The 13,023-nt window shown below is 41.8% G+C and carries 13 protein-coding genes and 1 tRNA gene; 6 read left to right on the top strand and 8 right to left on the bottom strand.

Annotated features, from left to right (window positions below; genetic code table 11):
* Positions 1-3: 3 nt before the first annotated feature.
* The 3 genes from EQY75_RS13015 (at position 4) to EQY75_RS13005 (ending at position 1,647) form a co-directional block, all read left to right on the top strand.
* On the top strand, positions 4-948 hold the full coding sequence (locus tag EQY75_RS13015; protein ID WP_129606535.1) for a PorP/SprF family type IX secretion system membrane protein: 945 nt from the start codon (positions 4-6) through the stop codon (positions 946-948).
* Between the two features lie 44 nt (positions 949-992).
* Positions 993-1,349 (top strand): dihydroneopterin aldolase, encoded by a 357-nt coding sequence (gene folB, locus EQY75_RS13010; RefSeq protein ID WP_129606533.1) that lies wholly within the window; start codon positions 993-995, stop codon positions 1,347-1,349.
* A 227-nt stretch (positions 1,350-1,576) separates the two neighbouring features.
* Positions 1,577-1,647 (top strand) — tRNA-Cys (locus EQY75_RS13005).
* 32 nt (positions 1,648-1,679) lie between these two features.
* Here the strand turns inward: EQY75_RS13005 and EQY75_RS13000 are convergent.
* The 3 genes from EQY75_RS13000 to rnr are packed head-to-tail and all read right to left on the bottom strand — an operon-like array spanning position 1,680 to position 5,285.
* Positions 1,680-2,357: a LysE family translocator gene (locus EQY75_RS13000; protein ID WP_129606531.1), complete on the bottom strand. Its 678-nt coding sequence runs from the start codon at positions 2,355-2,357 to the stop codon at positions 1,680-1,682.
* A 10-nt stretch (positions 2,358-2,367) separates the two neighbouring features.
* On the bottom strand, positions 2,368-3,048 hold the full coding sequence (locus tag EQY75_RS12995; protein WP_129606529.1) for a head GIN domain-containing protein: 681 nt from the start codon (positions 3,046-3,048) through the stop codon (positions 2,368-2,370).
* Positions 3,049-3,101: 53 nt separating this feature from the next.
* Complete coding sequence (gene rnr / locus EQY75_RS12990; protein WP_129606527.1) at positions 3,102-5,285, bottom strand: ribonuclease R; 2,184 nt, start codon at positions 5,283-5,285, stop codon at positions 3,102-3,104.
* A gap of 605 nt (positions 5,286-5,890) precedes the next feature.
* Here rnr and rpiB point away from each other — a divergent pair.
* From rpiB to EQY75_RS12975, 3 genes are read left to right on the top strand one after another with little or no spacing between them, the layout of a single operon-like run.
* Entirely contained in the window at positions 5,891-6,322 is a 432-nt protein-coding gene (gene rpiB, locus EQY75_RS12985; protein ID WP_129606525.1) for a ribose 5-phosphate isomerase B, read from the top strand.
* Between the two features lie 37 nt (positions 6,323-6,359).
* On the top strand, positions 6,360-7,265 hold the full coding sequence (locus EQY75_RS12980) for a cation diffusion facilitator family transporter (protein WP_129606523.1): 906 nt from the start codon (positions 6,360-6,362) through the stop codon (positions 7,263-7,265).
* 7 nt (positions 7,266-7,272) lie between these two features.
* Entirely contained in the window at positions 7,273-7,731 is a 459-nt protein-coding gene (locus EQY75_RS12975) for a GNAT family N-acetyltransferase (protein ID WP_129606521.1), read from the top strand.
* A gap of 30 nt (positions 7,732-7,761) precedes the next feature.
* Here the strand turns inward: EQY75_RS12975 and EQY75_RS12970 are convergent, their stop codons facing one another.
* The 5 genes from EQY75_RS12970 to glgP all read right to left on the bottom strand — a co-directional run bounded on the left by EQY75_RS12970 (position 7,762) and on the right by glgP (position 12,889).
* Positions 7,762-8,136, bottom strand: a complete 375-nt coding sequence (locus EQY75_RS12970) for a hypothetical protein (RefSeq protein WP_129606519.1) — start codon at positions 8,134-8,136, stop codon at positions 7,762-7,764.
* A 95-nt stretch (positions 8,137-8,231) separates the two neighbouring features.
* Positions 8,232-9,311: a Gfo/Idh/MocA family protein gene (locus EQY75_RS12965; protein ID WP_129606517.1), complete on the bottom strand. Its 1,080-nt coding sequence runs from the start codon at positions 9,309-9,311 to the stop codon at positions 8,232-8,234.
* A gap of 81 nt (positions 9,312-9,392) precedes the next feature.
* Positions 9,393-10,256, bottom strand: coding sequence for a fructosamine kinase family protein (locus tag EQY75_RS12960; RefSeq protein WP_129606515.1), 864 nt, complete (start codon positions 10,254-10,256; stop codon positions 9,393-9,395).
* A complete protein-coding gene (locus EQY75_RS12955; RefSeq protein WP_129606513.1) occupies positions 10,257-11,249 on the bottom strand; it encodes an MBL fold metallo-hydrolase in 993 nt (330 codons plus the stop codon).
* Positions 11,246-12,889, bottom strand: coding sequence for an alpha-glucan family phosphorylase (glgP, locus tag EQY75_RS12950; RefSeq protein WP_129606511.1), 1,644 nt, complete (start codon positions 12,887-12,889; stop codon positions 11,246-11,248). The genes EQY75_RS12955 and glgP overlap by 4 nt, the downstream gene beginning before the upstream one ends.
* Between the last annotated feature and the right edge of the window lie 134 nt (positions 12,890-13,023).

Raw genomic sequence — 13,023 nt, 5'->3', positions numbered from 1 at the left:
AATATGCGTAAGTCGATTGTTTTTGGAATAATAATGTTGAGCTTGATGTTCGCAAGGGGACAGGAACTCACCCTGCCCCAGCTTTCTCAATATCTAGCAGACAATCCTTTTGTGATGTCGCCAACATATGCCGGGATCGGGGATCATATCAAGGTGCGCATCAACGGCCTCACACAATGGGTGGGGATCGAGGACGCTCCTGATACACAATCCCTTGCCGCTGATGCCAGAATTGGGAATAAGTCGGGGCTGGGCATTCTGCTGTACAACGATAGTAACGGTGAGACCAAGCAACGTGGGGCAAGACTCTCTTTTGCTCACCATCTAACCCTAGACCGATATGACGACGAATTCGTGTCTTTCGGAATCTCGTATAATTTTAACCAGTTCAGGATTGACATTGAGAATTTTGACGGGCCAGACCCCAATGTCACTGACGACCGGGCAACTACCAATCACAATTTTGACGTAGGTGTGCTCTACAGGAAGGACAAATTTTACTTTAGTCTCAATGCTTCCAATCTTCTCGATAAAGACCTTTCTAATTTTAATCCTGTTTTTGAGCCTAACCGCTTGCGGAATTATTACGTCTATTCCGGATATCGGTATTCCAAGAACAAAAACAGTCGATTAGAAATCGAACCCTCTGTATTCTTTCAATGGTTTGAAAGCGACGGGCGTTCTGTAACTGACCTAAACGTTAAATTTCGCTGGTACGATTTTGAGGACTACTACTACGCAGGAGTTACCTATCGTTTTTTAAATGACCAGATCGGAAGTCCGCTGTATATTGCCCCAATTATGGGTCTTAAGAAGAGTAATTTTTACTTTGGCTACTCATACCAGGTTATTTTAAATGAAATCCTCGGTTTTAGTACGGGTACACACGTTGTTACCTTGGGGGTGGATCTTTTCCAGGGGCTTAGTAATTGCCGTTGTACCTACTAGAAATAAAGTGATTTTGGGTTACCTTTGCCCGATAAAAACTCACTTTGCACCACGTACGTTTAAAAAATATCAGATTATATGCCTATCACGGGTGTTTGCCGGAAGAAACTCTTATCGGTAGTGATTACCGTGTGGATATCAAAGTAAAGGCCCCGCTGGGAAAAGCTGCCCAATCGGATGAGCTAAAGGATACTGCAGATTATGTAACTATTCATAAAATAGCCGAAGAGGAGATGAAAACGCCCTCTAAACTTCTCGAACATGTGGCCAGGAGAATTGCCGAAAGGATCCTAAAAGAAATCCCGGTTGTTGCAAGTGGAAAAGTAAAGGTGGCCAAGATCAACCCCCCTATCGGAGGTGATGTGGCTTCTGTCTCGATAAGCTATTCTTTTACTCGATAAGCAGGAGTTAAATCTTATGCTTTTCAGAAGCTGAATTCTTATCTTTGTAATCGCAAATGGCATTGTGGTCGAATTGGATAGACAGAGCTGCGCAACAGCTTTTATGGTGGTTCGAGTCCACCCGATGCCTCTTCGTTTTGCGCATATATAAAATAGCCGGCTAAATTATGGCCCGTTTATATGCGTGATGTTTCCATCTTATTTTTGTAAATTTGCTGCTTTGTAAAGGCATCGTGGCCGAGTGGCTAGGCACAGCTCTGCAAAAGCTTGTACAGCGGTTCGAATCCGCTCGATGCCTCAGAAGTCCCCAGTTGAATAAGCTGGGGTTTTTTATTGTCCTTCCGCTTCCTGGATAAGCTCAATCCCTTTCTCTATATTAAACTTGTCTTTGGGCAGGAAGCCCTTGATGATAAGCACTATCCCGCAAATCGCCAGGATTACGCCAAGGCCTTTTTTAACCAGACGTATCCTTTTCGGAGTCAACTTTCTCTTGAGTTGTTTCGCCAACAGGATCTTAAATATATCGGTAATCAGATAGGCGAGGAGCATGGTGGAGAAAAATACCATTATCCTGTTCGGGTCATTGTCAAGACTCGGACCAACGATGATAATAACGCCAAGCCAGAAAACAAGCACTCCGATATTGATGAAATTGAGTAAAAAACCTTTGATAAACAGGCCCAGGTAGCCGGTCTTGCTTGTGTGTACATCTGTCTTGTCCTGGGCAGGGGCTTTATTAAAAAGGATGGTGATCGCATAAATCAACAATATAACCCCTCCGAATACGTATAAACCGGGCTGATTACTCAAATTTTCAAGAAGTTGGAAGCTACTGAAGTAAGCAATGGTCAGGAAAAGGATGTCTGCGATAATTACTCCAGCGTCAAATACGAGTCCGGCCCTAAAACCTTTGGTTGCACTGGTTTCCAGAAGAACAAAAAATACAGGCCCGATCATAAAACTCAGGAAAAATCCGAGAGGTATCGCCGCCTGAATGTCTTCGAACATAGACATAGATTTACATTCGCTCTATTTTACCGCCAAACACTGTCTTTTCTTCCATTTTATCAGGATCTCCGTAGACATATACAGTTCCACCCGCCTTTACGCTTACTTTTACATAAGAAGTGGCGAAGATCTCAGCTGTTGAGCCCGCGTTGACATTGACAGTGGTGAATTTGGTTTTAAAATCTTTGCCTTTATAGATGCCCCCGGTATTGATCTGTACATCCTGATTGTCTGAATTACCAGAGGCATTGATCACCCCACCGGTGACCGCTTTGATCAATAATTGCTCCACCCGGGCCTGAGCGTTGATTTCTCCACCTTCCTGTGCCTTGAGTTCCAAAACATCCTGAGTTATGGTCTCTCCAGCTGTAATTCGGGCGTCTTCGTTAACATCGATGACTAAGAGGTCATCAGTATAATACAGGTCGATAAAAGTCCTGTAACCACTAAAAATTTTAACGAGTTCCATTCTGACCTTTAATACCCCTCCAGAAATAACTAAGGCAACTTTTGAGGTGTTTGCTCCTGTGATCACAGCTTGATTTTTGTCAGAGCGAATCAAATTCACAGAAAGGCCATCGTATACTTTAACTTCAGAAAACTTATCCAGGTTTTGAGTAACCTTGCCTTCCTGGGCCTGAAGCTGTGAGAAAGTGTAGCATACAAAAAGCAGTAAAATCAACTTTTTCATCTGGTATTCTCTTAGGATGTCCTATAAAGAACGTATAAATATTTTAAAACTTATTAAGCTTTACCCAGAAGACTAAAATCGAGGTGCCTTTTTACAAGATCTGTATCCTTAACCATTACCCGGACCTCATCGCCTAATTGGTATACCTTTTTCCTGCGTTCGCCCACCAGAGCGTATTGCTTTTCATCAAAGGTATAATAATCGTCTTTGATATCCCTAATCCTGACCATTCCCTCACATTTGTTCTCAATGATCTCCACATAGATCCCCCATTCTGTGACACCGGAAATAACTCCTACAAACTCCTGGTCTTTGTGATCCTGCATAAATTTGATCTGCATATACTTGATAGAATCCCTCTCTGCACTAGACGCCAGGTATTCCATATCTGAAGAGTGCTTACACTTTTCTTCGACGGTTTCGGCATTTTCCGATTTCCCTCCACTGAGGTAGTGCTGTAACAACCGATGGACCATCACATCCGGGTACCGACGTATTGGGGAGGTAAAATGACTGTAATAATCAAAGGCCAGGCCGTAATGACCAATATTATCGGTGGTGTAGATGGCCTTACTCATACTCCTGATAGCCAGGGTATCAACCAGGTTCTGTTCCTTCTGCCCTTTTACGTCCTCAAGGAGTTTATTAAGAGAAGCGCTAACGGTCTTTTTATTTTGAAAATTAAGCTTGTGTCCAAATTTGGACACGATCCCGTTTAAAGTCATTAATTTTTCTTCGTTGGGTTCGTCGTGAACTCTGTAAACAAATGTCTTTTTAGGTTTTTGTTTCCCAATAAATGCTGCGACTTTGCGGTTGGCTAAAAGCATAAATTCTTCAATAAGCTTATTTGCTGCTTTTGCCTCCTTAAAATACACACTTACAGGTTCATTTTCCTTATTCAGATTAAACTTCACCTCCAGTTTATCAAATGAGATTGCACCCGCGTTCATTCGCCTGTCCCGCATGATCTCCGCGAGAGAATTGAGTTTTAGAACGGCTTCTTTAATATCTTCAGATACCGAATAAGCGTTTCCTCGAATCGAAACTTCTTCATCTATCTCGGTAGTTTTATTTTCTATAATGAACTGAGCTTCTTCATAGGCAAAGCGTTCATCAGAATGTATTGCTGTTCTCCCAAACCATTCGCTTTTAACCTCGGCATTATTATCTATTTCGAAAATAGCAGAAAACGTGTATTTATCTTCTTTTGGCCTGAGGGAACAAGCATTATTAGAAAGTATTTCCGGTAACATAGGTACTACCCTGTCTACGAGATATACGGAAGTCGCCCTTTCATAGGCCTCTTCATCGAGAATACTATCCGGAGTTACGTAGTAAGATACATCAGCTATATGAATTCCAACTTCATAATTCCCGTTGGGGAGTTGCTGAAAAGATAAGGCATCATCAAAATCCTTGGCATCCTTGGGATCAATAGTAAAGGTTAAAACCTTTCTCATATCCCTTCTTTTGGAAACCTCATCTTCTTTTATAGCCGTGTCGAGTTGATTAGCGAAATGATCCACTTCCTTGGGAAAACGATGGGGGAGTCCATATTCGGCCAGGATAGCATGGATCTCCGTATCGTGTAGTCCGGGTAAACCGAGTACTTCTACAACTTTACCTGTAGGCGAATCTGCCTCTTCTTCCCATGAGAGAACTTCTACGATCACCTTTTCTCCATTTTTTGCCTTTCCTACAAGGTTAATAGGAACAAAAATGTCTGTGTACATTTTGTGATCCGTCGGTCTTACAAAGGCAAAAGACTTATGTAAATCCAGTACTCCTACAAAATTGTTCTTCTTCCTTTTGATGATAGATACGACCTCACCTTCCAGCTTATTCGATTTTCGTTTTGGCTTTACCAGTACCTCAACGATATCACCGTCAAATGCTCTATTTATTTTGTTGTTAGAAATAAATATATCATCGTCTAAGCCGTCTACAATAACATAAGCATTACCCCTTGCTGTAACCTCAATTTTACCTTCGTGTAAGAATTTATTTTCCAGGGATTTGTATTTCCCTCTTTCAAATTCTCTTATTCTTTCTTTAGCTTTTAGCTGGCCTAATCTCTTAATCAGGATATTTCTTCCCTCAGTATCGCTTATATCTAATTTTGATGCAATTTGCTTGTAATTAAAACTTTTATTGGGCTCTTTCTCCAGGACTTCAAAAATTCCTCTTGTAATTTCATTTTTTCTATGTTGATTAGCCCTTTTCTTCTTCTTCACCATTCAATATTAATTTGGCCGCAAAATTACGAATTATAATCTACTGACGCTCAATAGAAGACTTGAGATAGCAACTCTTTATCTATTTGTTAACATATATACAGATATATTTCCTTTTTTGATTTAATAAATTTAAAAAATGGTGATAATGATAGGGTGTTAACTCTGGGGATAAAAAAAAGTAGTTTTACTTGCCATGAACAGCTTATTCATTTTATTACTGAGTTTTACAGTACAGATTGTGCTCTAAACTAAGCCTTTATTCCACTTATTAATAGCTGTTGATAAACTAAATAAACAGTTAATAGTTCACAAGTTTATCCCTCTCTGATTGTTCATTTTCTCTATTTAAAAGTGAATAATATACTATCAACTTTTAATGATATTTTTTTGGTAATCGTATAATTCCTCTAAGTGCATAATTTTATAGAGATAGCCTATTAAATTCATTAATTCTTATCGATCAGCTTTCAACAATTTGATAAAATAAAGATCAGTTGTAAATCAACGATTTAAGCTATGGATTATTTTAACAATGTTAATAAGTATATTCAGATGATTTAAATACAAGGATTTGTACCTTAGTAGGGTAATTTATCCTTGATCACATGAAAATAGCCATCGGAAATGACCATGCAGGGACCGAGTACAAATTGGCGGTAGTTGGTCTACTTAAATCATTGAATATCGAAGTATTAAACCACGGTACGGATGATTCAGATAGTGTTGATTATCCCGACTTTGTTCATCCTGTAGCAAAGGATGTTGAGGAAGGGAATGCGGATATTGGAATCATCATCTGTGGTAGTGGAAATGGCGCCTCCATGACGGCCAACAAACATCAGAACATCAGAGCAGCCCTTTGTTGGAATAAAGAAATCACGGAACTGGCCAGGGCACATAACGATGCTAATATTTTGAGTTTACCGGCGAGGTTTATTTCTCTGCACCAGGCCCTGGATATGGTTCGCACCTTTTTAGACACGCCATTTGAAGGAGGCCGGCACGAAAGAAGAATTGAGAAAATTGCCTGTTCATAAGATTGATTTACAGAAGGCAGCTACTTTATTTATTTGAATGGGGCATTCACACCACCATCACCATCAAGAGCTTAGTGGAAAAAAACTACTGATTTCCATTCTTTTAAATATTGGGATCACCCTGGCCCAGGTTATTGGCGGGATCATCTCAGGTAGTCTGGCTCTTTTATCAGATGCACTCCACAATTTTAGTGACGTACTTTCATTGATCATCAGCTACCTGGCTAATCGCTTTACAAGAAAACAAGCCTCAGTTAAAAGGACGTTTGGATATAAACGGGCTGAAATCATGGCCGCCTTCGTGAATTCTGCAACCCTGATCGTAATTGCTGTCATTCTGATTAAAGAAGCTTTTGAGCGATTTCTGCAACCTGAAGCCATCACGCCTTCTTTGGTGATTTGGCTTTCGGCCCTGGGGATCGCCGCAAACGGATTCAGTGTTTTACTCATCAGAAAGGATGCTAAAGATAATATGAACATGAAATCGGCCTACCTACACCTTTTTACAGATATGATGGCCTCAGTGGCTGTCCTTGTAGGAGGCTTACTTATGTACTTTTATCAGCTTTACTGGGTTGATCCCTTACTTACTATCCTCATTGGACTATACCTGGTCTACATGGGATACGATCTGTTGAAGTCGTCTTCAAAAGTGCTTATGCTTTTTACACCCGATCAGATCAAAGTTGATGAAATGGTTCAAATAATTGGCGAACATCCTGCTATCAAAAATGTACACCATGTGCATATTTGGCAATTAAATGAAAGAGAAATTCACCTTGAAGCCCATATTGATTTTCATAAAAACATCAATTTGATAACCTTTGATGAAATATTGAAGGAAATAGAAGAAAAGGTATTTCATGAATTTGGGATCACCCATCTCAGCATTCAGCCTGAATTTGGGAAATGTCATACAAAACAGGTTATAGTGCAGGATTAAACTACCTATGGAAATAGCCATCAAGTCATTTAAAAAGCTCAGCAAGCAGGAATTATACCGCATTTTACAACTGAGAAATGAAATTTTTATAGTGGAGCAAAATTGCCCCTATCTGGATCTTGACAACCTGGATGAAAAGGCGTATCACGCATTGGGAATTGACGCTTCAGGCATCTGTGCTTATACCCGAATTTTTAAGGCAGGAGACTATTTTGAAGAACCTAGTATAGGAAGGGTAGCCGTTTCTGAGGATTGCAGAGGGCGGGGTTTTGGAAAAGAGATAATGCAGGCATCCGTAGATTATATTGACGCAAAATGGCCCATGCAAAATATAGTAATCTCAGCCCAGTTGTACCTGAAAAAGTTTTACCAGGAATTAGGATTTGAAACAATCGAGGAGGAATATCTGGAAGACGATATTCCACATATTAAAATGAAAAGACGATGGATTCCTCAATCGCCTTGATTCCTAATAAGCAGTAAATAAGATGAAGCCCTAAATTTTAATAGGCGTCTTATTGCTCAGGTTGATATCTTCCAGAAGATTGTCAGTAAACTTGTAATGTCCTTTCGTGGTAATGATCCTGAAGGCATCAGACTTCATACGACTAAGCGCATCCAGAAAGACCCACTTGGTTTTTAACAACTGTGGTTCATCTGTCTTTAAACTAATCTCAAAAAAATACCTTTTTCCGTCTTTGTTAGCTACAATATCTGGAGTAACTGTAGTTCCGTTCTTTTTTCTTAAGAAGGATTTGGGTTTGTCGTAACCGTCCAGGTCAACCCTGATCTTGTCAAAACCTCTTGCTTCGAGGTGGAGAACGGATTTTTCAATAAATTCTGTGTGATCTTTTTTATCTGATTTTACCATAGGGAACAAAGTACAAAAAATTGGTGACAACCCCAATTTAAGCATGCTGATTAACAGTGTATTAAGACTTTTTTCAGAATAATTCCCGGCCGAACTTATGATATTTGCAATGAAATTGTTTTCCCTGTTTTTACAGATTCGTCGGCCGCCAGAACAACTTTGAGACTGTTTACCGCGTCCGTGAGGTGACCGGAAAGATCGCTGTTCTGTTGTATAGCATCTAAAAACACCTGCTGCTCTAATAGACACAACTGATCGTGATCGGGTTCATGTTCTGTGGAAATGAAGTCATCTTTTTTTAGGAATTCCCCCTCTTTATCCAATGCACTGAAGTGAATTTTTAAAGCTCCTGTACGGGTATGACCTTCAACATTGTCGGATGATTTTAATTTCGTATCCGTAATCGAAACACAACCATTAGGTCCTATAACGTCCTTGACGAAGAAAGCTGTTTCACTCATCATTGGACCCCATCCTGCTTCGTACCAGCCCACCGAACCATCTCTAAAACGAACCTGTAGCTGACCGTAATTGTACATCTCCAGATCGATTTCATCCGAAAGTCGCGCTCCTATGGCAGATACGCTCACGGGCTCAGATTGAGTCATTAAACACATCACATCAACGTAGTGAACCCCACAGTCAACGATAGGAGACATAGACCTCATCAATTGCTTGTGAGTATACCACTGCGCGCCCGAACTCTGCTGGTTGAGGTTCATACGCATGACCAGCGGTTTTCCAAGTGTTTTCGCGATCTCTATAAATCGCTTCCAGGCCGGATGCACCCTAAGGATGTAACCCACTATTAGTTTTCTATTGTTTTTTATTGCAAGGGCGATAAGTTCTTCTGCCTTTCTAACGGATTCAGCCAGGGGTTTTTCCACAAAGACATGAGCCCCTGCGGTCAGCGCCATTTTTACGTACTCATAATGAGTATCCGGATAGGTATTTACTGAAACCGCATCGGGCTTGGTTAACTCCAGGGCAGAGGCATAATCTGAATACACAGGGAGTCCACCGAGTTTCACAGACAGCTTTTCCCTGCTTTCCGGAGATCTGCTGACCAAACCCGCGATCTCGAAACCCTCGAGTTGCTGGTATGCTCTGGCATGACTTGCACCCATATGCCCACAACCCACAACCAGAATGCGTATTTTGTCTTTACTACCCATAAATATCCATGAATAACTAAGCAACAGTGCTTTTTAAAGATAAGCAAAAAGCCAGTTTCTGAGCTTATGAATTGTAGGGGTTTAGAAATACCTCTTCATAATACTGCGGACCGATGAGGCATAAGAGACGCCGAAAATATTGAGGTGTACAAGCAGATAATACAATTGATATACTTCAATTTCTTCGGGAGTCGGGAAAGAAACACGGGAAGCTTCCTGATACGCTTCGTAAAAGGATGCAGAGAACCCACCGAAGAGTTTGCTCATTGCCAGGTCCATTCCAGGATGGGAATAACTAACGCTGGGATCGATTAAAAAAGGAGTTCCATCTTCAGAAATCAGGTAATTTCCACCCCAAAGGTCTCCGTGAACAAGAGAAGGTTTGGAAGCACTACATATTTCACCAAGGCGGGATTCCAGCCTGTCGGCCAAAGGAACCTCTCGCTCAGATAGAAGTCCAGCTCTCTTAGCCAGCTCCAATTGTGGGAGGAGTCTGCAGTAAGTGTAAAATCCGGGCCAGCCACCCATCCGGGTATTTTTTTGCAAAAGAGAGCCGATATAGTTCTCTGTTTCCCACCCGTAGGTTTCGGCCATGACCTGGTGTAGTTCGGCTAATTGTGAGCCAAATGCAATCATTTCCTTCTCTCCCTTGCTTTTTGATTCGATATATTCCAATAGCAAAAAGGCCCCATCCTCAGTTTTGGACAGCCCGATCACCTCAGGAGTTTTTATTTTACCTGATCCTGCCAGCGCTGCGAGGCCCACTTTCTCAGCCTTTAAGATCGCGTATCCCTCTTCTCCCGCCTGATATTTACAGAAAAACTGATCGGCAGATGTCGATATTTTCAGGGCTTGGGAAATATCTCCCCCCGAAACGGACATCACGGAACTTATTTTAAGTCCAAGCAAAGACTCAATATGCTCTTTCAAGCCTTTGGACATCATTTATAATTCGATTTTCTCTCCGAATTTGGCAATTCGAAACCCATTTGAAACTACTTTTTTGTATTCGGCACTTTCTGGGGAAAGCAGCGGATTGGTATGGTTCAGGTGGATAAAATAGACCTTTTTCCGTTCGGCAAGGGGGAGGGAATTGAAGCGCGTCATGCTCTCAATGACAAAAGGATGCGGTATTTGCGAAATGTCTCGGGTATTAAGTTCCTCCCCATGGTAAAAGGTCGCGTCTACGAAGGCGTAATCTACCTCAGCAATCATTGCAGAGATGTCCCTGTCCCATCGTTCCCACTTATCAATATCAGGGATAAACAAGGCTTCTTTGCGCGGCCCCTTTATCCTGAAACCAACAGTCTCCGAATACTCATCGCGATGAGGTACGCGTAAGGGCGTAACGGAGAGCGAAGGGGTAAGCTTAACCAAGGAGTCGGCATTTAATGGGTTTAACTTGATATTACCCTGTTTTAACAACTGACCCCAGGGACCGTTGTTTTGAAGAAAACTTTGCATTCTGGGCATGGCATAAACAGGGACTTCCGAAGCATTTACCGCTTCCTTTCCAAAGTACATGAGTCCGGTATAGTGCCCGATATGCGCATGAGTGAGAAAAACCCCATTGGGCATCTTACCCGGAGCCGCCCCGGCAAATTGATTTAGATCGCTTAGCTGTGAAGTGATGTCAGGGGTAGCCTCAAGTAAAAATTGCTTCTCAGCCAAATGGTCTATTATGCCCAGGGAAACCACTTTCCGACCGGGATCGGGGTGTTCAAAAAGACCCTTGCAACACAACTTTTTACAGCCTAACTGAGGAGATCCCGCATCCTGAAGGGTTCCCAGAACAAGCAAGCTGACTCCCGAATCAGAAACTTCAGGCGGTATTTTATCAGCAAGCCCGGAATCTTCTTTCGTCCGCTCCTTACAAGACAACACCAAAACCAAAGCAGCCCCAAATCCGTAAATCAGTATTTGAGGCCAGCTTTTCATTGATATAACTCTTTGTAGTATTGTGTGGCCATACGATTGCTGGAAAAAGCCGGCACAACATCATCCATTCCTTTGAAAACGATCTGAGACCATTTATCGGGGGAATCGTAATAGGCGGGCAACACTTTTTGTTCCAGGCATTCATACAGATTGACGCTGTCAAAAGCATCCTGTTCTTCTACGGGACTCTTGTAATCTGCCTCCGGAAGGATAAAACAATTCTTGCCATCTTTGGCAAATTCCGGAATCCAACCATCATTAATAGAGAGATTCACGCTGCCATTCATTGCTGCAGTCATTCCACTGGTACCAGAGGCCTCTCTTGTGATTCGCGGAGTATTCAACCAAACATCTGAACCCTCTTTTAATTTTTTAGATAGTGCCATCTCATATCCAATCAGAACTGCCGTATTCGCACGGTATTTGGTAAAGTGAACCAAACGATTGAACACGCTAATGGCGCCTTCATCTTTAGGATAGGGCTTCCCCGCCCAGATGATCTGAACCGGGTGTTTGGAATCGTTAAGGATTTTCTCAAAGCGCTCCATATCCCGCAATAACATATCGGCTCTTTTATATTCTGCAAAGCGTCTCGCCCAAACTATAGTCAGCACTTTGGGATCAAAAATCTTCCCTGTCTGATCCAGCACCTCTTCGAACAACTCCTTTTTTAATGTGGCTTTTCTTTTCTGAAAAGCGGTAACGTTGTTGTTTTTCCTGGCTTTTTCAAGTACGCTATCCTGCCAGAATTTTTGGTTTTGCGCATTAGTTATTGGAAATATACCCTTGCTTCCGGTATTTCCTTCCCACATTTCTCGTGATACCTTTGCGTGTAATTTGGAAACTGCATTTGTCTTTTTGGCCATTCTTAAGGCGGCAACTGTATAGCTCAATCGATCAGAGCCCCCTGTTACTTTCATCAACTCCTCATGGGACAATTTTTTACCAAAAAAGCCACTATCATTCAAAGCACGGGCATCTCTTTCTACATTCCCTGCTCTTTCCGGGGTATGGGTAGTAAACACCATTTTCTCTCTGCCCACTCCCTGATTTTGCAGGTAGAAAAAGGCCGGTAATGCATGTCCCTCATTGAGGTGATAAATATCTGCCCCACCAAGGGCCTCTACCAGTTTTGCACCGGCAATACCCAGCACCACGCTCTGGCAGATACGCGTAAGTTCATTGCTGTCGTAAAGATTGTTCATAATGGACCTGGAAAGATCATCATTGCCTTCAACATCCGTGGTTAGCAGATACATAGGAACAGTGTTAAAGACAGAAGGCTTTAATACCATTGCTCTGACCTTTACGGCGCTATTTCCAAAAATATTTACCTCAACCTCATGGCCGGAATCCTCAAGAAAACTGTAGTGCTTTTCAATAAATTCAGGGCGTAAAGTCTGGTCTTTGTTTCGTCCCTGGTCGTAGTATCCGTACTTCCATAGCATGCCTATCCCAATGAGGTTTTGCTTTAGCTCAAAGGCAGAACGCATATGTGAGCCGGCCAAAAAACCAAGACCCCCGGAATAAATTTTAAGGGCCTGATCAATGCCAAATTCCATACTGAAATAAGCCACTTTTTTTTCGAAGCCCTTAGCCGGCTTGTAAGGATGATGCCAGCGGTGATATTTACTATTCATAAATGCTCTTCTTGAATTTTGGCTGTAAATGTATGGAAAACCATACTCTTTGCGAGGTAGATATCAGAATTCATGAAACACCCAAACAGACAAGCAGGGATATGAGTTTTCTGCATCCCGGAAAATTCAGAATA

The organism is Muriicola soli, from assembly GCF_004139715.1.
GTDB classification, from domain to species: domain Bacteria; phylum Bacteroidota; class Bacteroidia; order Flavobacteriales; family Flavobacteriaceae; genus Muriicola; species Muriicola soli.
Note: the sequence above shows the minus strand (reverse complement) of the source record. Positions and strands in the feature narration are given on the sequence as shown.